Origin of the sequence: Hyphomonas sp. (genome assembly GCF_046313735.1) — a bacterium.
Classification (GTDB): domain Bacteria; phylum Pseudomonadota; class Alphaproteobacteria; order Caulobacterales; family Hyphomonadaceae; genus Hyphomonas.
Genome location: NZ_JBKBXW010000030.1, coordinates 18,358 through 39,198, shown reverse-complemented (window position 1 = coordinate 39,198; position 20,841 = coordinate 18,358). Strand labels below are relative to the sequence as shown.

The 20,841-nt window shown below is 65.3% G+C and carries 24 protein-coding genes; 11 read left to right on the top strand and 13 right to left on the bottom strand.

Annotated elements, in window-relative coordinates; genetic code table 11:
• Window positions 1–198: 198 nt before the first annotated feature.
• The 3 genes from ACK4SV_RS14165 to ACK4SV_RS14155 form a co-directional block, all read right to left on the bottom strand.
• Window positions 199–939, bottom strand: coding sequence for a hypothetical protein (locus tag ACK4SV_RS14165; RefSeq protein WP_409918496.1), 741 nt, complete (start codon window positions 937–939; stop codon window positions 199–201).
• Between the two features lie 167 nt (window positions 940–1,106).
• The gene (locus ACK4SV_RS14160) at window positions 1,107–1,703 is read right to left on the bottom strand and encodes a 2-hydroxychromene-2-carboxylate isomerase (RefSeq protein WP_409918495.1); all 597 of its coding nucleotides are present in this window, start codon (window positions 1,701–1,703) and stop codon (window positions 1,107–1,109) included.
• Entirely contained in the window at window positions 1,700–2,446 is a 747-nt protein-coding gene (locus tag ACK4SV_RS14155) for an SDR family NAD(P)-dependent oxidoreductase (RefSeq protein WP_409918494.1), read from the bottom strand. The genes ACK4SV_RS14160 and ACK4SV_RS14155 overlap by 4 nt, the downstream gene beginning before the upstream one ends.
• 113 nt (window positions 2,447–2,559) lie before the next feature.
• Between ACK4SV_RS14155 and ACK4SV_RS14150 the strand changes: the two genes are divergently transcribed.
• From ACK4SV_RS14150 to folK, 6 genes are read left to right on the top strand one after another with little or no spacing between them, the layout of a single operon-like run.
• Window positions 2,560–3,918 carry an anthranilate synthase component I family protein gene (locus tag ACK4SV_RS14150; protein ID WP_409918493.1) on the top strand — a complete coding sequence of 453 codons (1,359 nt, stop codon included), beginning with the start codon at window positions 2,560–2,562 and terminating at the stop codon, window positions 3,916–3,918.
• Window positions 3,915–4,508, top strand: coding sequence for an anthranilate synthase component II (locus ACK4SV_RS14145; RefSeq protein WP_409918492.1), 594 nt, complete (start codon window positions 3,915–3,917; stop codon window positions 4,506–4,508). Before ACK4SV_RS14150 ends, ACK4SV_RS14145 begins: the two co-directional genes overlap by 4 nt.
• Window positions 4,505–5,326, top strand: coding sequence for an aminotransferase class IV (locus ACK4SV_RS14140; RefSeq protein ID WP_409918491.1), 822 nt, complete (start codon window positions 4,505–4,507; stop codon window positions 5,324–5,326). Before ACK4SV_RS14145 ends, ACK4SV_RS14140 begins: the two co-directional genes overlap by 4 nt.
• The gene (gene folP, locus ACK4SV_RS14135) at window positions 5,319–6,146 is read left to right on the top strand and encodes a dihydropteroate synthase (protein WP_409918490.1); all 828 of its coding nucleotides are present in this window, start codon (window positions 5,319–5,321) and stop codon (window positions 6,144–6,146) included. The genes ACK4SV_RS14140 and folP overlap by 8 nt, the downstream gene beginning before the upstream one ends.
• On the top strand, window positions 6,143–6,511 hold the full coding sequence (gene folB / locus ACK4SV_RS14130) for a dihydroneopterin aldolase (protein ID WP_409918489.1): 369 nt from the start codon (window positions 6,143–6,145) through the stop codon (window positions 6,509–6,511). Before folP ends, folB begins: the two co-directional genes overlap by 4 nt.
• On the top strand, window positions 6,504–7,007 hold the full coding sequence (folK, locus tag ACK4SV_RS14125) for a 2-amino-4-hydroxy-6-hydroxymethyldihydropteridine diphosphokinase (protein ID WP_409918488.1): 504 nt from the start codon (window positions 6,504–6,506) through the stop codon (window positions 7,005–7,007). Before folB ends, folK begins: the two co-directional genes overlap by 8 nt.
• Here the strand turns inward: folK and ACK4SV_RS14120 are convergent.
• Genes ACK4SV_RS14120 through ccoN form a run of 9 tightly spaced genes read right to left on the bottom strand, consistent with a single transcriptional unit; the run spans window position 6,995 to window position 16,185 of the window.
• The gene (locus ACK4SV_RS14120) at window positions 6,995–8,203 is read right to left on the bottom strand and encodes a hypothetical protein (RefSeq protein WP_409918487.1); all 1,209 of its coding nucleotides are present in this window, start codon (window positions 8,201–8,203) and stop codon (window positions 6,995–6,997) included. The genes folK and ACK4SV_RS14120 overlap by 13 nt on opposite strands.
• Before the next feature lie 58 nt (window positions 8,204–8,261).
• The gene (gene ccoS, locus ACK4SV_RS14115) at window positions 8,262–8,450 is read right to left on the bottom strand and encodes a cbb3-type cytochrome oxidase assembly protein CcoS (RefSeq protein ID WP_409918486.1); all 189 of its coding nucleotides are present in this window, start codon (window positions 8,448–8,450) and stop codon (window positions 8,262–8,264) included.
• On the bottom strand, window positions 8,447–10,669 hold the full coding sequence (locus tag ACK4SV_RS14110; RefSeq protein ID WP_409918485.1) for a heavy metal translocating P-type ATPase: 2,223 nt from the start codon (window positions 10,667–10,669) through the stop codon (window positions 8,447–8,449). Before ACK4SV_RS14110 ends, ccoS begins: the two co-directional genes overlap by 4 nt.
• The gene (locus tag ACK4SV_RS14105) at window positions 10,666–11,205 is read right to left on the bottom strand and encodes a FixH family protein (RefSeq protein WP_409918484.1); all 540 of its coding nucleotides are present in this window, start codon (window positions 11,203–11,205) and stop codon (window positions 10,666–10,668) included. The genes ACK4SV_RS14110 and ACK4SV_RS14105 overlap by 4 nt, the downstream gene beginning before the upstream one ends.
• On the bottom strand, window positions 11,205–12,671 hold the full coding sequence (gene ccoG, locus ACK4SV_RS14100) for a cytochrome c oxidase accessory protein CcoG (RefSeq protein WP_409918483.1): 1,467 nt from the start codon (window positions 12,669–12,671) through the stop codon (window positions 11,205–11,207). The genes ACK4SV_RS14105 and ccoG overlap by 1 nt, the downstream gene beginning before the upstream one ends.
• Window positions 12,671–13,558: a cytochrome-c oxidase, cbb3-type subunit III gene (ccoP, locus tag ACK4SV_RS14095; protein ID WP_409918482.1), complete on the bottom strand. Its 888-nt coding sequence runs from the start codon at window positions 13,556–13,558 to the stop codon at window positions 12,671–12,673. Before ccoP ends, ccoG begins: the two co-directional genes overlap by 1 nt.
• On the bottom strand, window positions 13,551–13,712 hold the full coding sequence (locus ACK4SV_RS14090) for a cbb3-type cytochrome c oxidase subunit 3 (protein WP_409918481.1): 162 nt from the start codon (window positions 13,710–13,712) through the stop codon (window positions 13,551–13,553). The genes ccoP and ACK4SV_RS14090 overlap by 8 nt, the downstream gene beginning before the upstream one ends.
• Window positions 13,713–13,728: 16 nt before the next feature.
• On the bottom strand, window positions 13,729–14,496 hold the full coding sequence (gene ccoO, locus ACK4SV_RS14085) for a cytochrome-c oxidase, cbb3-type subunit II (RefSeq protein WP_409918480.1): 768 nt from the start codon (window positions 14,494–14,496) through the stop codon (window positions 13,729–13,731).
• A 12-nt stretch (window positions 14,497–14,508) separates the two neighbouring features.
• Window positions 14,509–16,185 (bottom strand): cytochrome-c oxidase, cbb3-type subunit I, encoded by a 1,677-nt coding sequence (gene ccoN / locus ACK4SV_RS14080; RefSeq protein ID WP_409918479.1) that lies wholly within the window; start codon window positions 16,183–16,185, stop codon window positions 14,509–14,511.
• A 157-nt stretch (window positions 16,186–16,342) separates the two neighbouring features.
• Between ccoN and ACK4SV_RS14075 the strand changes: the two genes are divergently transcribed.
• From ACK4SV_RS14075 to ACK4SV_RS14060, 4 genes are all read left to right on the top strand, one after another.
• Window positions 16,343–16,612 carry a hypothetical protein gene (locus tag ACK4SV_RS14075; protein WP_409918478.1) on the top strand — a complete coding sequence of 90 codons (270 nt, stop codon included), beginning with the start codon at window positions 16,343–16,345 and terminating at the stop codon, window positions 16,610–16,612.
• Window positions 16,613–16,692: 80 nt separating this feature from the next.
• The gene (locus ACK4SV_RS14070) at window positions 16,693–17,865 is read left to right on the top strand and encodes an ATP-binding protein (protein ID WP_409918477.1); all 1,173 of its coding nucleotides are present in this window, start codon (window positions 16,693–16,695) and stop codon (window positions 17,863–17,865) included.
• Window positions 17,862–18,479 (top strand): response regulator transcription factor, encoded by a 618-nt coding sequence (locus ACK4SV_RS14065; protein WP_409918476.1) that lies wholly within the window; start codon window positions 17,862–17,864, stop codon window positions 18,477–18,479. The genes ACK4SV_RS14070 and ACK4SV_RS14065 overlap by 4 nt, the downstream gene beginning before the upstream one ends.
• A 106-nt stretch (window positions 18,480–18,585) precedes the next feature.
• Window positions 18,586–18,972, top strand: a complete 387-nt coding sequence (locus tag ACK4SV_RS14060) for a response regulator (RefSeq protein WP_409918475.1) — start codon at window positions 18,586–18,588, stop codon at window positions 18,970–18,972.
• Between the two features lie 10 nt (window positions 18,973–18,982).
• Here ACK4SV_RS14060 and ACK4SV_RS14055 read toward each other — a convergent pair whose 3' ends face one another.
• A complete protein-coding gene (locus ACK4SV_RS14055; protein ID WP_409918474.1) occupies window positions 18,983–20,101 on the bottom strand; it encodes a diguanylate cyclase in 1,119 nt (372 codons plus the stop codon).
• A gap of 159 nt (window positions 20,102–20,260) precedes the next feature.
• Here ACK4SV_RS14055 and ACK4SV_RS14050 point away from each other — a divergent pair, with 159 nt between their 5' ends.
• Window positions 20,261–20,758, top strand: a complete 498-nt coding sequence (locus ACK4SV_RS14050; RefSeq protein ID WP_409918473.1) for a DUF2946 family protein — start codon at window positions 20,261–20,263, stop codon at window positions 20,756–20,758.
• Window positions 20,759–20,841: the final 83 nt, after the last annotated feature.

The following is a 20,841-nucleotide window of genomic DNA, read 5'->3' as shown; positions in this document are numbered from 1 at the left end:
TCAGGATGGGGTCGATGTATCCCGTCGCCGGATTCAGCGCGGGATCGCCGAAGCTGAAGCCAATCGGCTGGCGGGTGTGCTCCAGCTCCATCGACCAGCCCACCAGCAGGCGGCTTCCCTCAAGTTCGTGCGGCATTTCGAGTTTCGATTCGATCGGCATCAGATCCAGCACTTTTTCTCCCCCCGCGCCCCTGATGATCAGACTGGTGTTACCAGCAAGGGGCCAACAAGCTGCTCCGGCCGGACGGGTATGGGGGCCATCAGCGGCTCATCATCCATCATCTCGACCATGCCGTTCGGATACACATGCATGTTCGTCACGAACAGCGCGTCTCCATAAAGGACGGTGCCGGAGAACTGCGCCGTGCCGTCGGTGGCATCCTCAGGCGGGGGCAATTCACGCATCGGGGCTAGCATCGCCGGGTCGATCCGGAAGCCGGCTTCCGGATCCAGCCGGGCTGCGAGTTCCTCCGGCGAACCGATGGGGTGAAAGCGGCCCTCATCGCCATGAACCCAGTTCATGAACAGCAGCAGGTAATCGAGCCGGCCCGCCGGGGTCTGCAGCTTCGGACGCCACGTCATGTTGAGTTCGTGGAAAGCGCTGGAGTTGCCGTCCAGCAGCACCATCTCCTCATCAATCAGGATCACATTGATCAGGCCCGGCCGCGAATGGTCCGCATAGCCGGCAAATTCGACCAGCAGCGCGTCCTCATAGCAGGCGAGCGGGCGCACGCGGACGCGGTCGATGCTCCACTCCTGCGCGAGGTTCGGCTCGCCGGTGTTCATGCTGATCCAGCGGCAGACGGAAAGCACCGTCGCAAGGGCTTCCTCGCCCTCCAGTTCCTGCCAGTCACCGGGTGTGACGGGTGGCATCATCCAGTCATTGAACCGCGGCCGCGACAGCGCGAACCGCACTTCTTCCACTTCATCCGGCGCCATGGTTCGCCAAATCCTTGCGTCCTGCCACACCACGGCCCACCCGTCGGTTTGGCTTAAACCAGACCGCGCACGCTAATGTCATTCCTGAGTCGTGCAACCGGGCGATTTCACATGACAGGCCTGAAAATTCGCAGCTGCTGGCACTTTTTCGGGGCTGCTGCCAGGCCTCAGGAGGCGAGGTGTGTTTCGATTTCGGCGAGCGTGTTCTTGCCGAAATAGAGGTCATCACCCAGGAAAAAGCTGGGGCTGCCAAAGGCGCCGCGCCGAACGGCGCTTTCGGTCACGTCCGCCAGGCGGGCTTTCACCTCCGGCGCCTGCGCCCGCGCGGCCCAGTGCGCGGCATCCAGCCCCGCTTCTGCGAGACCTGCTGCGACAATCTCCGGATCGCCCATGTTCACGCCCTTTTCCCACATCAGCGGAAAGACCGCAGAGGCGAAGTCCCGCGCCTTGCCTTCCATGGCGGCGGCGGTGGCCATGCGCATCATCAGCAGCGTATTGACCGGGAAATGCGGGTTCATGCGGAAGGGGATCTGGTGGCGGTCCACAAAGCGGCGCAGCTCCAACTGTTCATACGCCATCTTAGCCGGCACGCCGGCATAGGCCATGAAGGGCGGCTGGTTGCCCGTCGCCTTGAACAGCCCGCCGAGCAGGACGGGGACGTATTCGAACGTTGCGCCTGTGCGCGCCTCGATGCCGGGGATGACGGCGTGCGAGAGGTAAGCGTTCGGGCTGCCGAAATCGAACTGGAACTCAACGGTTTTCATGACCAGCTTTCTCCATGGGGGCGAAGATCCATCTCGAACGTCCAGGCGTCGCGCGTCTGCGTGTGGAGATACCAGTAGGCCTCGGCGATCGAGGCGGGGTTCATCAGCGTATCGGGCGGCAGGGAGGCAAGCGCGTCTTCGCCGCGGGCGGCGCGGATCCGGTCGCGGACGAAATCGGTATCGACGCCGGCGTCAATGATCAGGTGGGCGACATGCAGGCCCTGCGGCCCGAGCTCGCGCGCCATTGCTTGCGCCACCATGCGCAGCCCCGCCTTGGCGCTGGCGAAGGCGGCAAAGCCCGCCCCGCCGCGCAGGCTGGCGGTTGCGCCGGTGAAGAAGATCGAGCCCCGCCCGCGCGGCAGCATCAGCCGGGCCGCCTCCCGCCCCGTCAGGAAGCCAGCCTTGCAGGCCATTTCCCAGACCTTGAAGAACACCCGCTCGGTCGTCTCAAGGATCGGGAAGTTCACATTGGCGCCGGGGTTGGCGATCACGACCTCCAGCGGCGCGATTTCCTCGGCAGCGGCGAGGAAGGCGGTGACCTGGTCTTCCTGCCGGGCATCGAGCGCGCGGGCGGCAAGGCGGCCCCCGGCGGATTCGATCTCAGCCTTCAGCCCTTCCAGCTTGTCTGCATTCCGGCGGCCGGCGACGACGGTATAGCCCTCGGCGGCAAACTTGCGGGCGATGGCCGCGCCGATGAAATCGCCCGCGCCGACGATGGCGCAGGTTGCGTTGCGATGGGGCATGGGCGCCCTCCCGGGTTTCTTGCTGGCGAGTAAGTGCTGAATTGGAACGAAGTCAATGGCAAATCTGGGCCTACCGGCTTTGCGGGCGGGCAGGGGCGGGCTAGATAGCGGCCATGATTTGCGAGGCGCTGCCAGAGCTCGATCCTGTGACCGCCGCTGCGGCGCTCTGCGGCGAGGACGGCTTCCTGTGGCTGGATAGCGCAGATACAGGCCATCCGGCAGGCCGCTGGTCTTATATCTGCGTCTGGCCGGTCAGCCGGCTGATGCCCGGCGCGGGGCCGGAGGCAGCCGGGGCGCTGAAGCGCTGGCTGGCCCAATGGCGGGCAGAGACGCGACCGGGCGGTGCGCCCTTCCAGGGCGGGGCGGCGGGATATGTGAGCTATGAAGCGGCGGCAGCGTTCGAGCCGCGCTTCTCCTCCGCCCATGTGGCCACGGGCGCAGCGCCGATTGAGCTTGGCATGTATGACGCGGTGATCGCCTTCGACCATGCGCGCGGCGTGGCGGCGGTCTACAGCGCCGGGCTTGGCGGCCACGGGGAGGGCGCAGACGATGCCCGGGCGCGCGCGCGGATTGCGGATTTGAAGGCGCGTCTTGCAGCGGCGCCAGCGCGCATGGCCGCCCCGGGCGTGCTCAGCTGGACGCAGGTCACCAGCGCAGCCGCCTTCACCGGGGCAGTGGCCCGCGCGCAGGAATTCATCCGTGCAGGGGATATCTACCAGGCGAACCTTGCCGGCCTCTGGACCAGCCGGGCGCTGTCGCGGGAGGAAGCGTTCGCGCACTACCTCGCCCTGCGCGTCCGTGCGCCCGCGCCTTTTGCCGCCTTCGGCATATTCCGGGACCGGATGATTGCGAGCCTCTCGCCCGAACGCCTTGTGCGGGGGGAGGCTTCGGGCCGTGTGCTGGCCGAACCCATCAAGGGCACGATCCGCCGGGGACGGGACGCAGCCGAGGATGCTGCGCGGCGCGCCGAGCTCATCGCCTCGGAGAAGGACCGGGCCGAGAATGTGATGATCGTGGACCTCCTGCGCAATGATCTCTCCCGCGTCTGCACATCTTCCTCCGTACACGTTCCGTCTCTTTGCCGGCTGGAGAGTTTCGCGGGCCTGCACCACCTCGTCTCTTCGATTGAAGGGCAGCTGGCGGCGGGGCAGGGCGCGGCAGACCTTTTCGGCGCGGTGTTTCCCGGCGGGTCCATCACCGGCGCGCCGAAGCTGCGCGCGATGGAGGTGATCGATACGCTGGAACCTGCGGCGCGCGGCGCGTTCTGTGGGTCGCTCCTCTGGATCGGGCATGACGGGGCAATGGATGCTTCCATCCTGATCCGCACGCTCGATATGTTGCCAGATGAAACGCGCCTCTGGGCCGGGGCGGGCATTACGCTGCTCTCCGATCCGCAGGCGGAGTATGCCGAAATCTGCCTCAAGGCTGAGCGGCTGACGGCGGCGGCGCCCCTGAAGGTGGAGGCGGCATGATCCTGATGCTGAACAACCGGGACAGTTTTGTCTTCAATCTCGACCGCTACCTGACCGAACTCGGCGCAAGCATGGAGATTGCCGACAGCGACCGGATCACGCTGGAGGATGTGCGCCGCCTCGCGCCGGAAGCCATCGTGATCTCGCCGGGGCCCTGCACGCCTGCTGAAGCTGGAATTTCGCTGGAGGCGATCCGCGAATTTGCCGGCCATGTGCCGATCCTGGGTGTGTGCCTCGGCCATCAGGCCATCGCAGCCGCCTATGGCTGGCAGATCACCCGCGCGAAAACGCCCGCGCATGGCCGCAGTGTACGGATCAATCACACGGGCCGCGGTCTCTTCGAGGGACTGCCGCAGGATTTCGAGGCGGGGCTCTATCATTCGCTGATCGCGGAGGCGCCGGAGTTACCCGCACCGCTGGTGATTGACGCCATCTCGCCCAGCGGCGAGGTGATGGCGATTTCGCATGAGCGCCTGCCGGTCTATGGCGTGCAGTTCCATCCGGAATCGATCCTGACGCCGCAGGGCAGCGCGCTGTTGCAGAACTTCCTCGTGCTGGCACGGCAGGAGGGCGCACCCTGTTCCGCATGATCCAGTCCTCCACCGCTGCGCCCGGCGCTGTGCAACCGTTCGATCTGTCAGACCGGGGGCTGATGCTGGCCGATGGTGTCTTCACGACCGCCCGGATCGTGAGGGGAGGGATCATCCTGCGCGAGGCACATCTTGCGCGCCTCGCCCGCGACGCCGCCGCGCTCGGAATCGCCTTTGAGACGGAAGCGGTGGAGAAGTTGCTGGACGGTCTCGTGCCGGAGGGCGCAAGCGGCGCGCTGCGTGTAACCGTCACGCGGGGGCCGGGGGCGCGGGGGCTTGCCGGGGACGGCGCCGACACCCCGACGCTGATGGCGCGCTTCACGGCCAGCGAACTGCCGTTCCCTGCGCGCGCGGCCAGCCTTGCGATCAGTGACATACGCCGCAATCCCACGTCGCCCTCGGCGCGGCACAAGACACTATCGTACACGGATAATATCATGGCCCTGCGCGCCGCCACGCAAGCCGGATTCGACGAAGCCCTGCTGCTGAACATGGACGGAAATGCGGCCTGCGCCAGCGCGGCGAACGTGTTTGCGCGCTATGGCGACCGGATCATGACACCGCCCGTGGCCGATGGCGCTTTGCCGGGAGTCCTCCGGGGCTGGATGCTTGAACATGCTGCAGGCATGGGCCTGATCGCGGAGGAAGCCAGCCTGACGAGGGAGGACCTTTTGCGCGCCGATGGCCTGTTCCTGACCAATAGCCTCAGAATTGTGCAGCCAGTCTCCCGGCTTGGCGAAACTGTTTTGGATCCACGTCTGCCGCCGGGTCTGATCGCTGCCTGTATCAGACTGCTGGCGGAGGCGCGCCATGATTGACGCCGCCCGGCGCGACCGCGTGCTCGAAGCGGCCCGCAACCGTGTGCTGATCATGGGCATCCTGAATGTCACGCCCGACAGTTTCTCCGATGGCGGACGGTATGATGCGCCGGGTGCCGCGCTGGCGCAGGCCCGGCGAATGGTGGAGGCGGGCGCGGACATCCTCGATGTCGGCGGCGAATCCACCCGCCCCGGCGCTGAGCCTGTCAGCGCGGAAGAGGAACTCGCCCGTGTCATCCCGGTCATCCGCCTGCTGACGTCCGAGCTGGACGTACCCCTCTCCATCGACACGATGAAAGCACAGGTCGCCCGCGCGGCAGTGGCGGCCGGAGCGGTCATCATCAATGATGTGACCGGGCTGCTGGCCGATCCGGACATGCCGGACGCAGCGGCCGAGACCGAAGCCGGCGTGGTCATCACCTATAACCGGGGCAGGACGGACCCGCTGCTGGATGCTGTGCGGGACATGGAGGCTTTCTTCGAAGCGGCGGTTGCGCGCGCACAAGAGGGCGGCATCCTGCGGGAGCGCATCTGGCTTGACCCCGGCATCGGCTTTGCGAAGGCGCAGGAGCAGAATCTGGAACTCATCTCCCACCTCGAGTCTCTGGCGCGTTTCGGGCTCCCCGTCCTCGCGGGCCTGTCGCGCAAGAGTTTCCTCGCCCATGTCACCGGCCGCCCTGTGCAGGAAAGACTGGCCGGGACGATTGCAGCGAACCTCATCGCGGTGTACCGGGGCGCGCGTATCCTTCGCGTGCACGATGTGGCTGAACATGCTGACGCGCTGAAGGTGTTCGAGGCAACCGGGACGAAGCGGGCATGATGAAAACCGAAATCAAGGTGCGCAACCTGCGCATTCATGGCTTCCATGGGCTGAAGGATGCGGAAAAGGCGCTGGGCCAGATTTTCGAAGTCGACATCGCCTGTGACATGGTCACCGACAAGCCGCCGCGCGATGTGATGGACGACACAGTGTGTTATGGCGAAATCTGCGATCTCGTCGTCAGCGTGTCGGAGGGCGAAGTGTTCAACCTGATCGAGACGCTCGCGGAACGGATCGCGGCGGCGATTTTCGCGGCCTTCCCGCCCATCGAAGCCGTCCGTATCGAGATTCGCAAGCCGCGCGCGCCGATCCGGCATATTGTGGACCATGTCGGCATCGCGATCGAGCGGCGCCGGCATGGCTGAAGCCGCGATCGGCCTTGGCTCGAACCTCGGAGACCGGGCAGCGCATCTTGCGGGCGCGGCGCGCGCGCTGGCTAAGCTCAACGGTACACGGATCATCGCGGCGTCTTCGCTCTGGCAGACCCCGCCCGTCGGTCCGCCGGGACAGCAGGATTATTACAACGCCTGCCTGATCCTCGAGACGGCGCTGCCGGCGGAGGAGCTGCTCGCTGCCTGCCTTGCCATCGAGGCGACCCATGGACGAGAGCGGCGCGAGCGCTGGGGCCCGCGCACGCTGGACATGGACATCTTGTGGTATGGCGAACTTGTGCTGGATACGGATCGTCTGACCCTGCCGCATCCGCGCCTGGCGGAGCGCGCCTTCGTGCTGGCCCCGCTCAGCGAGATTGCGCCGGAGCGGGTTGTGGCTGGTCAGCGGGTGACTGCACGTCTTGAAAAGGTCAGCGTTGAGGGCCTCGTCCGGCTCGGCTCGTTCCCATGCTGGGATCAACGCGCCTGACCGTCCAGCGCGAGGCGCACCCAGCGGTGGGTTTCTTCTTCCGGGCTCTGAAGGCCCGCCTCGACATCGTCCCGGTAGCGCGGATGCACTCGGGCGAGGAGGCTGGCATAGAGGCTTTGGAAGCGCGCGATGTCGTCCATCGTGTCGCCGTCCCAGTCGGGCACCGTGGCTTTTTCCCGCGCGAGAATATCGAGGCGCCTGATCAGTTCACGGATTTCCGCGACGCCGCAGGCCTGTGCCGCCCGGTCGAAGCCCGCCGGATCGCCCTCATCATAGGGCGACAGCCCATCGCGGATCGCGTTGACGAGGTAAGTCAGTGAGGAAATCTGTATACTGAGCGGGCCTTCCCACTCATCTGCGAGTTGATCAGCAATTTCATCGCCAAGGCTCGCCCAGCGGCGCTCGGTTTCGACGCTGTCAAACGGCCAGGCGGTGGGATCATCCGGGTTGTAGCCAGATTGCAGAATGCTGTCCCAACGCCCCATCTTCTCCAGCAGGTCTTTGCTCAGGCCCAACATTTCGGGGTCCGCATTGTACCCGGTTTCGTGATCCCAGGTTGGCCAGCATTCGAATTCCGGGGCGAGGCGCAAATGCTTTGGAACAGGTGGCGGGAGGCCGTCCTCGGGAAAGTATTCGTCCGGGTCGAAGGCCGGCGCGTTCCGGTGCATACCGCGCGCCGGGCGGCCCAATGCCCAGGCGAAGGTTGCGGTGAAAAGGCCGATCAGGCCGATTTCCATGAACAGCGGCAGGATGCCCCTGTCCGGATAGAACCATTCGCGCCAGATGACCCGACCATCCGCATAAAGCACGAAGACAAACACCGCAGCATAAAGAACAAAGGCGCGAACCGTCGCGCGCCGCCCCTTACGGCCAAGATCGTCTTCAGTCGGCATATGGACCGAGGCCCAGGCGAGGTATGCAGCCTGCACGGCGAGGTTGGCGCCGAACAGCCACGGCGCCCAGCGGCTGAGTCCCATAAGGGCAAGGCCGGATGCGAAGGTGAGCAGCGCCCCTGCGGTGAGCAGGCGAGTTGCGATTTTTTCCTGCGGGGCCGTCTCGCTGCCGAGCGCTTCCAGGGCGCGGTCCAGCATTTTGTCGAGGGTCAGACTACGGATGACCACGATCCCGCCGAGGGTGTAGAACAGGCCGATGCCGAAGGCGATCCAGGACAGGGTGAGGGCTTCGGGCGCGGGCATGGGCGGTGTTCCGGCGAAAGGCTGCAGGAGGTTGCGTGCCGGGAAACGGGTCCTCAGTCTATCCCCCGGTTCCGGGGGCGCCGCGCTTCGGCTCGTCCGCGATCGGCTTATCGGGCGTGATGAGGATGCGGTGGGCCGCGCCATCGGGGTCGTCGAACTGGCCGGCGCGGACCGACCAGAGGAAGGCCGCAAGGCCGATCCCGCCCATCAGGAGGGCAATGGGAATCATGAAGATGAGGCTGCTCATGCTTGTTTCTCCCGGGGGCCGTTCAGGCGGAGCGCGTTGACGCATACCACCACGGAGGAAGCCGACATGGCAATCGCTGCAACCAGCGGGGTGGCGTAACCCATCACGGCAATCGGCACGGCGACGACATTGTAGGCGGCGGCGAAGGCGAAGTTCTGCAGCATGATGCGTTTCGCCTGACGCGCGGTGCGGATGAGGCGCGGCAGGGGCGCAAGGCCGCCGGAATAGACCGCATCGGCGGCTGACTGGCTGATGTCCAGCGCGCCGCCGGGCGCCGCCGAGGCATGGGCGAGGGCGAGGGCGCCCGCATCATTGAGGCCGTCGCCGACCATCAGCACACGGCGGCCTTCGGCCTGCAGCTTTTCGAGCCGGGCGGCCTTGTCCTGCGGGCTGGCGCCTGCGGTCCAGGTCGCGATGCCGAGCTTGCCGGCCACATCCGCGACGGGGCCTGGCCGGTCGCCGGAGACGATCTCGACCGTCAGGCCGAGTTTCGACAGTTCCCGGACGATCCCGGCAGCGCCGTCCTGGATGTCATCCTCGAAGCGGAAGCAGACCGGCGCGGCCTCGCCCTGCTGGAACCACAGCGCCATGCCGCCGGCAGCGCCGGGTTCGATGTCTGCACCTGTCCAGGCGGCGGAGCCGAGGCGGCAAAGCGCGCCATTGATTTCCCCTTCGAGGCCGAGCCCCGGATGTTCAGAGATGCTGCCAGCAACCGGCCCGGGGCCTGCAGCGGCGGCCAGCGCGCGCGACAGGGGATGACGGCTCGCCCGGGCGAGGCTCGCGGCGGCGGCAAGTGTTGCGGAATCCACCGTATCCGGAACAAGGCGCGGCGTGCCGAGGGTCAGCGTTCCGGTCTTGTCGAACACGATATGGTCGCAGGCGGCAATCCGTTCCAGCGCGTCGCCGGATTTCAAATACGCCCCGCCCCGGAACAGCCGCCCGGCGGCCACCACCTGCACCACCGGCGCCGCCAGCGCCAGCGCGCAGGGGCAGGTGATGATCAGTGTCGAGACGGCAATCAGGATCGCTTCGCGCAGGCCGATACCGGCGAGCCACCAGCCGAGGAAAGTCAGCAGCGCCGTCGAATGCACGATCGGCACATAGAAGCTCACCGCCTTGTCTGCGATCCGGCGGTAGGCGGAACGTGTCTGCTCGCCCGCCTCCAGCATCCGTCCGATATCGGAGAGCAGCGAGTCCGCCGCCGCTGCGACGGCACGGCCCGTGAGGGGGCGGGAGAGGTTGATCGTGCCAGCCATCAGCGTCATGCCCGGCGCGGCGGCGCGCGGCAGGCTTTCGCCGGTGACGAGGCTTTCGTCGAGGTCGGAGATTCCGTCCTCGATCACCATGTCGGCCACGGCGCGCTCGCCCGGGGCAAGCAGGATCCGGTCGCCGGGACGGATATCGGCGGCGCGCACGGCCTCGGTTGATCCGCCTGCGGAGAGGCGCGTTACGGTACGGCTCGACAGCGCTGCCAGTTCGCGTGCAGCCGACCAGGCCCGTCGGCGCACGCGCGCATCCAGGAAGCGGCCGATCAGCAGGAAGAAGAGCAGCATGCACGCCGCATCGAAATAGGCGTGCGGCCCGCCGCGGATCGTCTCGGCGACGCTGACGCTGAAAGCCAGGATCAGTGCGAGCGAGATGGGCACATCCATATTGGTGCGCCGTTTCTTCAGGACATTCCAGGCCGAACGGAAGAAAGGCTGGCCGGAGATCAGCAGCGTCGGTAGCGCGATGAGGCCGGAGACGGCGTGAAGCCCCTGCCGCGTCGCTTCGCCCATCTCGCCATGCCCGCCCCAGACGGAAACCGACAGCAGCATGATGTTCGCCGTCGCAAAGCCTGCAATGCCCATGGCGAGCAGCAGCGCGCGCTCCTCCTTCTGCTCCGCAGACTGATCAGCGGCGGTATCCAGCGGCGCCGCGCCATAGCCGAGCGCGGTGATGGCCTCGGCAATGCGGCGCGGCGCAAGGTCGCCGGTCCAGCGGATATCAAGGCGGCCATTGGAGAGGTTCAGCCGCGCATCACTCACGCCGGGCAGGGCGCGGGCAGCGGCTTCGATCCGCGCGAGGCAGGCGCCGCAGCGCGCACCCCGCACGCTGAGCGCCAGCCGCTTCTCGCTTCCCGTGGACTGCACAAAGGGCGCAGGATCGCTCGCGCTGGCCGCGTCCGGCGGCGCGAGGCCGGACGGGCATCCGGGCGCGGAGAGCGCAGCTGCGGTCATTTCACGAACACCTCGCGCGTTGCGATCAGGTCAAAACCCTCCGCCGCCGGATCAAGCTCGGCGCGCAGCACGATCGTCCATTGCCCGGGCGCCAGCGCCTCGACGCTTGCGGCATAGTCCCCGGCGCCGAGGGGTATGAGGGTCACGGACCGGTCGAAAGCAGTGTCGGCCGGATGTCGCAGCAGCGCTTCCGCCGCGATGACAGGCAAAGGGTCGCCCTCCCGTGTCAGGAAGCGTGCCTCGACCAACGTCGTGCCGCCTTCGAGGACAATGCCGGCTTCAGCCTGCCAGCCGGCTTCGGCCTGATGCGCACGCCGCGCAATTTCGCGGTTATACTCGAGGCCGGTGAGATAGGATTTCTTCACGTCTTCGCCGGGAAAGGTCGTGATCGCCACCCAGAGGAAGATGCCGTTGACCACGAACATCGCTCCGAAGAAGGTGAGGAACCAGATGAGCGTGTGGCCGCCGGTCATGCCGCGTGTCTTGCGTTCGGGCGTTCCGGGCGGCGGGCTGGCTGGGGAAAGGGCGGCGGTCATCAGGGCGCTCCGGTGGTGAAGGGCGGGCGGGCTTCGGCGATCTCGCCCGTGCGGGCAGAGGTCACTCGAACGGTGAGGGCAGGCTGGGTTGCCGCAAGGCTCGCAGGCACGGTCACGAGCATCCGATAGCGGCCAACGCCATGCGCAGCGGCGGTGAAGGAGAGGCTCTCGCCTGCCGGCATCGAGCCAAGGCCGATGATTTCGAACTCAGTCCCGTCCGGGCCTTCCAGCGTGACGATCGTGTCTTCGGCCTGGTTCGACTTGTTGACGAGTTTGAGCGTGTAGCCATTGCGGATTCGTCCATCTGACAGCCGGATATAGGGCGGCGAGCGATCCTTCAGCACGCTGAACTCATAGGTCGATTTCGAGGCATAGCCCCAGAGCATCAGGCTGGATATGAGGGCGATCAGGATCGCATAGAGGATGGTCCGGGTCCGGAGCAGCTTGTAGCGCGGCTTTCCGCCTGCGGCGCGCGTGGTAACGGCTTTGTCGGTATCATAGGCAATCAGCGCAGTTGGCCGTCCCACCTTCTTCATGATGTCGTCGCAGGCATCGATACAGAGCGCGCAATGGATGCATTCCAGCTGGTCGCCGTCGCGGATGTCAATGCCCATGGGGCAGACCTGCACGCATTGCTTGCAGTCGATACAGTCGCCGCGCCCGTCCCAGCTTTCGCCCTTGCGGTGTGGCCCGCGTGGTTCGCCCCGGTCATAGCGGTAGGTGACGTTGAGGGCATGCTCATCGGTCAGCGCGCCCTGGATGCGCGGCCAGGGGCAGAGATAGGTGCACACCTGCTCCCGCATCGTACCGGCGAGCGCATACGTCGTGAAGGTCAGCACGCCGGCGAAGAAGTAAGCCGTCAGCGGAGCTTCACCGATGAAGAAGGTGCGGGCGATAGTCGGCGCGTCATGCCAGTAGAGGATGAACGCGCCGCCCGTGAGGAAAGCGATCAGCAGCCAGACGGTATGCTTGCCGCCCTTGCGCAGCGCCTTATTGAGGCTCATTGGCGCATGATCCAGCCGCATACGGGCGGCCCGGTCGCCCTCGAAGGCGCGTTCGACCCAGATATAAAGATCCGTCCACACCGTTTGCGGGCAGGTGTATCCACACCAGACACGCCCGAACAGCGAGGTGACGAGGAACAGCCCCAGCGCGCCGACGATCAGTAGCCCGCCAAGATAGTAGATTTCCTGCGGCCAGATTTCGAGAAAGAAAAAATAGAACTTCTCGCCATTGAAATCGGCCAGAACTGCCTGGTCCGGAATGCCGGGGCCCCGTTCCCACCGCAGCCACGGGATCAGGTAATAGATGCCGAGCGTGACTGCCATTACAGCCCATTTGATCGTTCGGAACCGCCCATGGGCGAGCTTCGGATATATCTGTGTGCGTTTCTCATACAGGGAGGGCGGACGCTCCGGTCTCGGAGCATCCGGGTCCCGGCCCTGGATGAGGGTGATCTTGGTCACTATTCGCCCCCACCCAGCGCGTGGACATAGACGGCAAGCGCCTTGATCGTTGCGTCATCGAGACGCCCCTGCCAGCCCGGCATGTGTGCATTGCGGGCGGCATGGATCGTCTGGCGGATGTCGCGTTCCTCGCCGCCGAAGATCCACTCCTGATCCGTCAGGTCGGGCGCGCCGACATTCCGGTCGCCCTTGCCCTGATCGCCATGGCAGCTGGCGCATTGCTGAGCGAACAGCGGCGCGGCGCGGGCAACAGCGGCTGCATTCGCCTCGCGCCCGGACAGTTTGAGCACGTACTGTGTCAGGTCGTCGATCTGGCGGCCCGTGAGCAGCCCGTCACGGCCGAAGGCGGGCATCGCGCTGATGCGCGTGTCCGGGTCTTCATAATGGCGGATGCCGTGGCGGATCGTGTATTCAATGCCGTCCAGGGTGCCATCCCACAGCCAGATGTCATCGGCCAGCATCGGATAGCCGCGCGCGCCGCGCCCGCCGGCACCATGACAGGTCGCGCAATTGTCACCGAAGGCGCTCTCGCCCATCGCCATCGCGAATTGCTGCAGGGTGAGGTTGGTCTCGATCTCCTCCAGCGATGCGGTGACAAGCTGGGCGCCGGCCTCTGCCCGTGCGGCCTGCAGGCGGGAGACTTCCTCGGCCACCAGCGCGCGGTCCGAATGCCCGCGCAGGCCGGGCGTGTTATTCATTCCCATGCCTGGCAACGCCGGAATAGCCGGCATGAAGATCATATAGATGACGCCCCAGACGACCGTGGCATAGAAGATATACAGCCACCAGCGCGGTAGCGGGTTGTTCAGCTCACGGATGCCGTCCCAGACATGGCCGGTCGTCTCGACGCCGGAGACTTCATCGATTTCTTTCTCATGATCAGTCATCGGAAGGGTCCTTGTCGATCAGGGGTGTGCTGGCGGCGTCGCGGAACTTGTCGCGGTTCGCGGGCCAGAGGGCATAGGTGAGAGCGACGGCAAACATCAGGACGAAAAAGCCGAGGCCCCAGGTCTGCGCAAAACTTGAAAGCGTGGAATACATCAGCGTGTCTCCTGTCCTAACGGCGGTTCGAAAGGTCGTCCGCCTCATAGACCGTGAAGTCCACAAGGGTTCCGAGCATCTGGAGATAGGCGATCAGGGCATCCATCTCGGTGATCCGGGCAGGGTCCTGGTCGAAGTCCGAAATCTTCACCGTTCCAGGCCGGCCGGCAGCACCGTCATAGCGCTCCAGGAGGCCGTCCTCGGCGTCGAAGTCTGCGCCGGGCGAGGCCTGCGCGACGAGATCGGCTTTCGCGTTCGCGATCATGTCGTCGGTATACGGCACACCGGCGCGGCGCAGCGCGATCATATGATCGGCCACATCATTGTACCGCAGGGTCTTGCTCGCGAGGAAAGCATAGGGCGGCATCACCGTGTCGGGCACCAGTGCGGCCGGGTTGATCAAATGGTCAAGGTGCCACTCATCCGAATACTTGCCGCCGACGCGGGCAAGGTCCGGCCCGGTCCGTTTCGAGCCCCACTGGAACGGGTGGTCGTACATGCTCTCGGCAGCCAGGGAGTAGTGGCCATAGCGCTCCACTTCATCCCTCAGGGGACGGACCATCTGTGAATGGCAGGTATAGCAGCCCTCGCGGATGTAGATGTTGCGGCCTTTGAGCTCCAGCGGGGTGTAGGGCCGCATCCCCTCGACCTTCTCGATCGTGTTTTCGAGATAGAAGAGGGGCGCGATTTCCACGAGCCCGCCGATAGCGACCACGACGAGGATGCCGGCCGACAGGAGCAGGGAGTGGCGTTCGAGTTTCTGGTGGCGATTGAAGATCGACATGGAAGACGCTCCTTATTCAGCCGGCTGAAGGGCAGGGGCGGCGCTGCGGGGCGCATCGGTGCGCGCCTCGCTGGCTTCGCCATGACCCATCGCGGTACGGATTAGATTGTAGGCCATCAGGAGGGCGCCGATCAGGTAGAGCGCGCCGCCGGCAGCCCGGATGATATACATCACATGCTTGGCCTTGACGGTTTCGATGAAGGCATACTCCAGGAAGCCGAACTCGTTATAGGCGCGCCACATGAAGCCTTCGGTGATGCCGGCCACATACATCGCGGTGATGTAGAAGAGGATGCCGAGCGTCGCGAGCCAGAAGTGCCATTCGACGAGCGCCTTGGAGTAAAGCCCCTTGCGCTTCCACAGCCACGGCGTCAGGCAGTAGAGCGCGCCGAAGCTGATGAAGCCGACCCAGCCCATCGAGCCCGAATGGACGTGCGCAATGCCCCATTCGGTATAGTGCGACAGGGCGTTGACGGCGCGCACGCTCATGAGCGGCCCCTCGAAGGTCGACATGCCATAAAAGGCGAGCGCGACGATCATCATACGGACGACCGGGTCGGTACGCAGCTTGTCCCAGGCGCCGGACAGCGTCATCACGCCGTTGATCATGCCGCCCCAGCTGGGCATCCACAGCATCACCGAGAACACCATGCCCAGCGTCTGCGCCCATTGCGGCAGGGCGGTATAGTGCAGGTGGTGCGGCCCGGCCCAGATATAGATGAAGATCAGCGACCAGAAGTGCACGATTGACAGCCGGTAGGAATAAACCGGCCGGTTCACCTGTTTCGGGATGAAGTAATACATGATGGCGAGGAAGCCGGTCGTCAGGAAGAAGCCGACGGCGTTATGCCCATACCACCACTGGATCAGCGCATCCTGCACGCCGGAATAGAGCGAATAGCTCTTCGACCCGGTCAGGCTCACGGGGATCGCCAGGTTGTTGACGATGTGCAGCATTGCAATCGTCACGATGAATGACAGGTAGAACCAGTTGGCTACATAGATATGCGGCTCCTTGCGCTTCCACAGCGTGCCGAGGAATACGGCGAGGTAAGCCACCCACACAATCGTCAGCCAAAGGTCAGCATACCATTCCGGCTCGGCATATTCCTTGGACTGAGTAACGCCCAGTAGGTAGCCCGTGCCGGCGATCACGATGAACAGGTTGAAGCCCCAGAAAACGAACCAGGGCCACAGGCCGCCGGCCAGGCGCGTGCGGCAGGTGCGCTGTACGACATAGAAGCTCGTCGCGATCAGCACGTTCCCGCCGAAGGCAAAGATCACGGCAGACGTGTGCAGCGGGCGGATCCGGCCGAAATTCGTCCAGCCAAGGTCAGGGAAATAGAACAGGTTTGGCCAGGTCAGCTGCAGGGCGATGATCAGGCCCACAAGGAAGCCGGCAATACCCCAGAACATGGCGGTGAAAACGCCGAACTTGACGATCGTGTCGTCATAATGGGCCTCGTCGAACGGGTTGCGCCCGTTCAGGCTGCCGGCCCAGAGGCCGGTTGCGACAAGTCCGCCCACCGCCAGGAAAAAGAATATCCAGGCATGGGCCCCCATCATCGGATCGGCAGCATTCGCCGCGATCAGGAGGACACCGAAGGCCACAAGGCCTGTCAGCAGGCTGACGGTGCCGATACTGGCTCCCGGCCCTGCGCCGCTGGATGGTCGCACCTGTATGCTCATGAGATTCGCCCCTCCTGCCGGGCCTGCTGAGACTCACGTCTGTTCACTGGCCGCTGGATGCCTGAGGGGCACGCGCATCTGTATAGGGGGAACTACGGATGGGCTGGCCTGTCGCACCGCGCCATCTGTTGCGGGCGAAGAGAAAAGGAGTCTGCCCATGTGGAAACAGGCATTGGCCGGGGCGGCGCTGACCGGCGCCGGGGCGCTGAAATTCAGCCAGACGCTCGCCGAGGCGGGGCGCGAGGCGGAGCTTGCCGCCTATCTCGCCTTCCGCTGCGGCGCGGCCGAAACAGGCAGCGACCCGCTTACCCACAGCTTGCTCGGCCTCGCCCCGCATTGCTGGGGCTGCTATGCGATGGCCATTGGCGCGGGGTTGATGCTGTTCGCATTGGTGCGCCTGCCGGAACGGCTCAGCCGCAACCGCTGAGCCCCGCATCTCAACCCCGCGTGCTTGCCATCTGCTGCGGCGCGCGGCAGTTGAGGCAGGAGACGTCCGGAACCCCGCCCATGAGCGACACGCCCAGCCCCCCTTCGACGCCGCTCAGCGGGTTCGATGCGCCCGCGCTGCAGCAGCACCTCGCCTCCATCCTCGCCTCGGTGCCCGATGCGATGATCGTGACGGATGAGGCGGGCGTGATCCTCGCGTTCAGCCGGGCGGCGGAGACGCTGTTCGGCTATACGGCAGATGAAATGATGGGCCAGCCGGTCAACCGGCTGATGGCCGGCCGCGACCGCACCAATCACGGCAAATACATCGGCAACTACCTGCGCACCGGCGAGCGCCAGATCATCGGCAAGGGCCGCGTCGTCATCGCCGCACGCGCCGATGGCACGCTTTTCCCCATCGACCTGAAGATCGGCGAGGCCCTCATCGCCGGACATTACGTCTTCACCGCCTTCATCCGTGACTTGACTGACCAGCAGCGCTCGGAAATGCGGATGCAGGAAATGCAGGCCGAACTCGTCCACTTCTCACGCCTGAGTGCCGTCGGCACCATGGCCTCGGCGCTGGCGCATGAGCTGAACCAGCCGCTCACGGCCGTCGCGAATTACCTCGAAGCGAGCCGCGACCTGCTCGATTCGCCCGATCCCGAGATGCGCGAAATCCTGCACGAGGCGCTGACCGAGGCCGCCCGCCAGGCCGTGCGCGCCGGGGAAATTGTCCGAAAGCTGCGCTCCTATGTCTCCCGGGGCGAGGTCGAAGCCCGGCCCGTCGCGCTGGAACCCCTTCTGGCCGATGCCATCGCCCTCTCGCGCCTCTCGCGGGAAGCGGCTGACATCCCGGTGAAGCTGGAAGTCGATGAGCGTATCCAGCGCGTGCTGGCAGACCCTGTCCAGGTCCAGCAGGTCGTCATCAACCTCATCCGCAACGCCATTGATGCCCTCGCCGGCACGGGCGATGCGCGTATCGTCGTGCGCGCGCTGATCCCTGTTGGCGGCGAAACCGGTCTCGTCGCCATCGAAGTCTGCGACAATGGCCCCGGCCTGTCAGCGGAAATGAAGGAGACGATCTTCAAGCCGTTTGCCACCACCAAGTCACAGGGCATGGGCCTCGGCCTGTCGATCTGCCAGACGATTGTCGAGGCCCATGGCGGCACAATACTCGCCATTTCCCCTCCGGAAGGGGGCATCTGTTTCCGGTTCACATTGCGCCTTGAAGCGGATACATCCGAGATATGACTGATCCGCGCCTCATTCACCTGGTTGATGATGATGAAGCGATCCGCCATTCGGCGAGCTTCATGCTGCGCCATGCGGGCTTTCGCGTGAAAACCTATCCAGACGGGGTGGCGTTCCTCTCCCAGGTCGGGGAGGCCGAGCCCGGCTGCATCCTGCTGGACGTGCAGATGCCTCAGATGGACGGGCTGGAAGTGCAGGATGCGCTCAACGCCCGGGGCGTGGCGATGCCGGTCATCGTGCTGACGGGACATGGCGATGTCGGCGTCGCGGTCCGCGCCATGAAGGCCGGCGCCGTCGATTTCGTCGAGAAGCCCTATGCCAAGGAAACCCTCGTCGGCGCGCTCACCCGGGCCTTCGAACGGCTGGAGGCGCGCCGGCGCGAGGATGTGCTCAGCGATGAGGCGCGCGGCCTGATCGAGCGGCTCACCCCGCGGGAAAGGGAAGTCCTGCTTGGCCTGGTCGATGGCCAGACCAACAAGGCGATTGCCGAGACGCTCGACATCTCCCCGCGCACGGTGGAGATCCACCGGGCGAATGTGATGGAAAAGATGGGCGCCTCAAGCCTGTCGACCGTGCTGCGCATTGCCTTTGCTGCCGGCCTCGGCACGCGCTGACCTCTCGCGAATCCGGCGCGCCCTCCGGGCTTCTACCTACAGACAGCCGGAATCCGCTACCATAGATTCGGGCAACCTGTCCCGATTCCAGAAGGTCCGTTCCGGCATGGCTGTCCCAGAGTTGAAACATCTGCAGGCGCGCATTGCCGTCATCGACGACAATCCGGCAGTGCGCCAGTCACTGTCCGTGCTGCTGCAGGCACGCGGCTACTCGGTCGAAAGTTTCGCGGGCGCCGACGAAATCCTGATCGATATTCGCCCTGGCGATTTCAACCTCTATGTCATCGATTTCAAGATGGACGGCCTGAACGGCATCGGCCTCCTCGCAGAACTCAGGCGGCGGGGTGAGTGGGCGCCGGCTGTTATGATCTCGGGCTGGGACGCGCCCGCCCTCGATGTCACCGCCGAACGGGCGGGCTTTGCCGCCCTTGTTCGCAAGCCAATGACCCAGTTTTCTCTTGTCCCGGTGATTGAACGCCTGGTGGCGCCGTAAAGGGCGGGGGCTATGCTGCGCCGGACTGGCGCAGGCCCGGGGCGAGTTGAACGACATTCGCCGCCTCTGCAGCCACGAACCTGTTCGCAAGCTCCATCTCTGCCCTGTCACGCCCGCCGCGCTTGGCGCGGTAGAGCGCCTTGTCTGCGCGGTTCAGGGCAGCGGACACATCCTGCTCGCCGGGTTCACCCATGCTGATCCCAGCGCTGATCGAAACTCCAAAGCTGCCTTCCGCACTGTCGAAGTGCAGCTCACGGACGGCTTCCAGGAGCCGCGCCGCCAGTGCCATCGCGCGTTCCGGCGGCGTCTCCGGCAGCAGGATCGCAAATTCCTCCCCGCCAAGCCGGCCCAGCAGGTCTTCATCCCGGATGCTGGCCGCGACCAGCTCGGTCAGCCGTTTCAGCACCCGGTCGCCCAGATCATGTCCGTGCACGTCATTGACACGTTTGAAATGGTCGATGTCGAACACGATCACGCTCGCCGTACGCCCGTGCCGCGCGCTGCGCATCAGTTCGCGCTCCGAAAAGCGGAAGAACGCCCGCCGGTTCAACGCCCGTGTCAGCGGATCCGTGGCGGCGAGATCATACAGCGCGCATTTCTCCTGCTCCGCCTCGATCAGGTCAGCCACCGCATAGCGCCCGGCGCTGCGCAGGCAGATATCCTGGCTCAGGATCTGCGCGAAACTTTCCAGCAGGGCGATCTCTTCTGGGCCCGTTGCGCGTGGTTCCGGCCCTATCAGGCATAGCGAGCCGAACCGTTTCCCATCCGGGTCCGCCAGCGGCGCGCCCGCGAAAAAGACCACCCCCTCCGGCCCGGTCACTGCCTCGTGTCCGGCAAAGTAGGGTTCACGGCGCACATCGCTGACTGCGAAAGAAGTGTCCGCAAGGTTCGCCAGCCCGCAGAATTCCTGCAGGGCTGCAAAGCGTCTCTCTGTCACTCCGTGTGCAGACCGGTACCAGGCGCGGTAGCGTTCGTTCAGCGCGGCAAGCGCGACCGGAACCTCCAGCGCCAGCGCCGCAGCGCGCGCAATGTGACCGGCATCATGCAGGCACGCGCCCCGGAAAATCCGGTACCGCTGTAATACTTCCGACTTCTGCTGCTCGAAGCGCGGCGGTGGAAAACTGAACATCTCGTGTTCTCCCTCAAGAATACGCCCCTTTAACCATGAAACATTTGCGTCTCTGTTAGCGTCCCGACGGAAACATTCGGACAAAACCCACCGCCTGCCAGTTTATGCTTAACCATACTTGCCCTGTTCGAAACCTTTACTGAGCCTTCGTCTCCCCCCATGCCCTGCGCTGTGCCCTGCGGCGTCTCTTCGCAGGCGAAGGGCTTTGACCCGCCCGCCGAAGTCCGCAACAAGGGCGGCATGTGGCTGGCCGGACTGTCCCTCACGCCCCTGCGCGTCCTGGCGCTGGTGCTCGTTGCCCTCGCGGTGACGATGCGGCTCGCCGTGCCCGCCGGCTACATGGTCACGTCTGACACCTCCGGCCGCATCCAGATCGAACTCTGTACCGAACAGGGCATGGTCACCCGCACGCTCGATCTCGCCACAGGCGAATACATCGAGGGCGATGAAGGGCAGGGTGACAGCCAGACCGCCGATCACAGCCCCTGCGCCTTTGCCGCCGGAACCCAACTCGCCGCCCCGCCGGAAGACCTGCCCCAGCCGGCAGAGCGCCGCATCATCCGCGCAGCCAGCATCCACCATCCGGCGAGCCTCCAGACGGCCCGCCGCCTCGCCGCGCCCCCGCCTTACCCCACCGGGCCGCCCGTAATTCTCTGAAATGACTGCCGTTGCCGGCGAGGCGTCCCTTTCCGGGCGCGCGCCGGCCTGTCCTGCCATCCGGTATGCATGCTTCAACAGGT

What these genes read in the sequence shown, in the direction of transcription:
- ACK4SV_RS14145 (WP_409918492.1), top strand. Translation starts at nt 3,915, where the DNA reads ATGATCCTGATGCTGAACAACCGGGACAGTTTTGTCTTCAATCTCGAC.
- ccoS (WP_409918486.1), bottom strand. Translation starts at nt 8,450, where the DNA reads ATGAGCAGCCTCATCTTCATGATTCCCATTGCCCTCCTGATGGGCGGG.
- folK (WP_409918488.1), top strand. Translation starts at nt 6,504, where the DNA reads ATGGCTGAAGCCGCGATCGGCCTTGGCTCGAACCTCGGAGACCGGGCA.
- ACK4SV_RS14050 (WP_409918473.1), top strand. Translation starts at nt 20,261, where the DNA reads ATGCCCTGCGCTGTGCCCTGCGGCGTCTCTTCGCAGGCGAAGGGCTTT.
- ACK4SV_RS14090 (WP_409918481.1), bottom strand. Translation starts at nt 13,712, where the DNA reads ATGTATTCCACGCTTTCAAGTTTTGCGCAGACCTGGGGCCTCGGCTTT.
- ACK4SV_RS14065 (WP_409918476.1), top strand. Translation starts at nt 17,862, where the DNA reads ATGACTGATCCGCGCCTCATTCACCTGGTTGATGATGATGAAGCGATC.
- ACK4SV_RS14165 (WP_409918496.1), bottom strand. Translation starts at nt 939, where the DNA reads ATGGCGCCGGATGAAGTGGAAGAAGTGCGGTTCGCGCTGTCGCGGCCG.
- ACK4SV_RS14140 (WP_409918491.1), top strand. Translation starts at nt 4,505, where the DNA reads ATGATCCAGTCCTCCACCGCTGCGCCCGGCGCTGTGCAACCGTTCGAT.
- ccoO (WP_409918480.1), bottom strand. Translation starts at nt 14,496, where the DNA reads ATGTCGATCTTCAATCGCCACCAGAAACTCGAACGCCACTCCCTGCTC.
- ACK4SV_RS14070 (WP_409918477.1), top strand. Translation starts at nt 16,693, where the DNA reads ATGAGCGACACGCCCAGCCCCCCTTCGACGCCGCTCAGCGGGTTCGAT.
- folB (WP_409918489.1), top strand. Translation starts at nt 6,143, where the DNA reads ATGATGAAAACCGAAATCAAGGTGCGCAACCTGCGCATTCATGGCTTC.
- ACK4SV_RS14155 (WP_409918494.1), bottom strand. Translation starts at nt 2,446, where the DNA reads ATGCCCCATCGCAACGCAACCTGCGCCATCGTCGGCGCGGGCGATTTC.
- ccoP (WP_409918482.1), bottom strand. Translation starts at nt 13,558, where the DNA reads ATGACTGATCATGAGAAAGAAATCGATGAAGTCTCCGGCGTCGAGACG.
- ACK4SV_RS14075 (WP_409918478.1), top strand. Translation starts at nt 16,343, where the DNA reads ATGTGGAAACAGGCATTGGCCGGGGCGGCGCTGACCGGCGCCGGGGCG.
- ACK4SV_RS14055 (WP_409918474.1), bottom strand. Translation starts at nt 20,101, where the DNA reads ATGTTCAGTTTTCCACCGCCGCGCTTCGAGCAGCAGAAGTCGGAAGTA.
- ACK4SV_RS14110 (WP_409918485.1), bottom strand. Translation starts at nt 10,669, where the DNA reads ATGACCGCAGCTGCGCTCTCCGCGCCCGGATGCCCGTCCGGCCTCGCG.
- ACK4SV_RS14120 (WP_409918487.1), bottom strand. Translation starts at nt 8,203, where the DNA reads ATGCCCGCGCCCGAAGCCCTCACCCTGTCCTGGATCGCCTTCGGCATC.
- ACK4SV_RS14150 (WP_409918493.1), top strand. Translation starts at nt 2,560, where the DNA reads ATGATTTGCGAGGCGCTGCCAGAGCTCGATCCTGTGACCGCCGCTGCG.
- ACK4SV_RS14060 (WP_409918475.1), top strand. Translation starts at nt 18,586, where the DNA reads ATGGCTGTCCCAGAGTTGAAACATCTGCAGGCGCGCATTGCCGTCATC.
- ACK4SV_RS14105 (WP_409918484.1), bottom strand. Translation starts at nt 11,205, where the DNA reads ATGACCGCCGCCCTTTCCCCAGCCAGCCCGCCGCCCGGAACGCCCGAA.
- folP (WP_409918490.1), top strand. Translation starts at nt 5,319, where the DNA reads ATGATTGACGCCGCCCGGCGCGACCGCGTGCTCGAAGCGGCCCGCAAC.
- ACK4SV_RS14160 (WP_409918495.1), bottom strand. Translation starts at nt 1,703, where the DNA reads ATGAAAACCGTTGAGTTCCAGTTCGATTTCGGCAGCCCGAACGCTTAC.
- ccoN (WP_409918479.1), bottom strand. Translation starts at nt 16,185, where the DNA reads ATGAGCATACAGGTGCGACCATCCAGCGGCGCAGGGCCGGGAGCCAGT.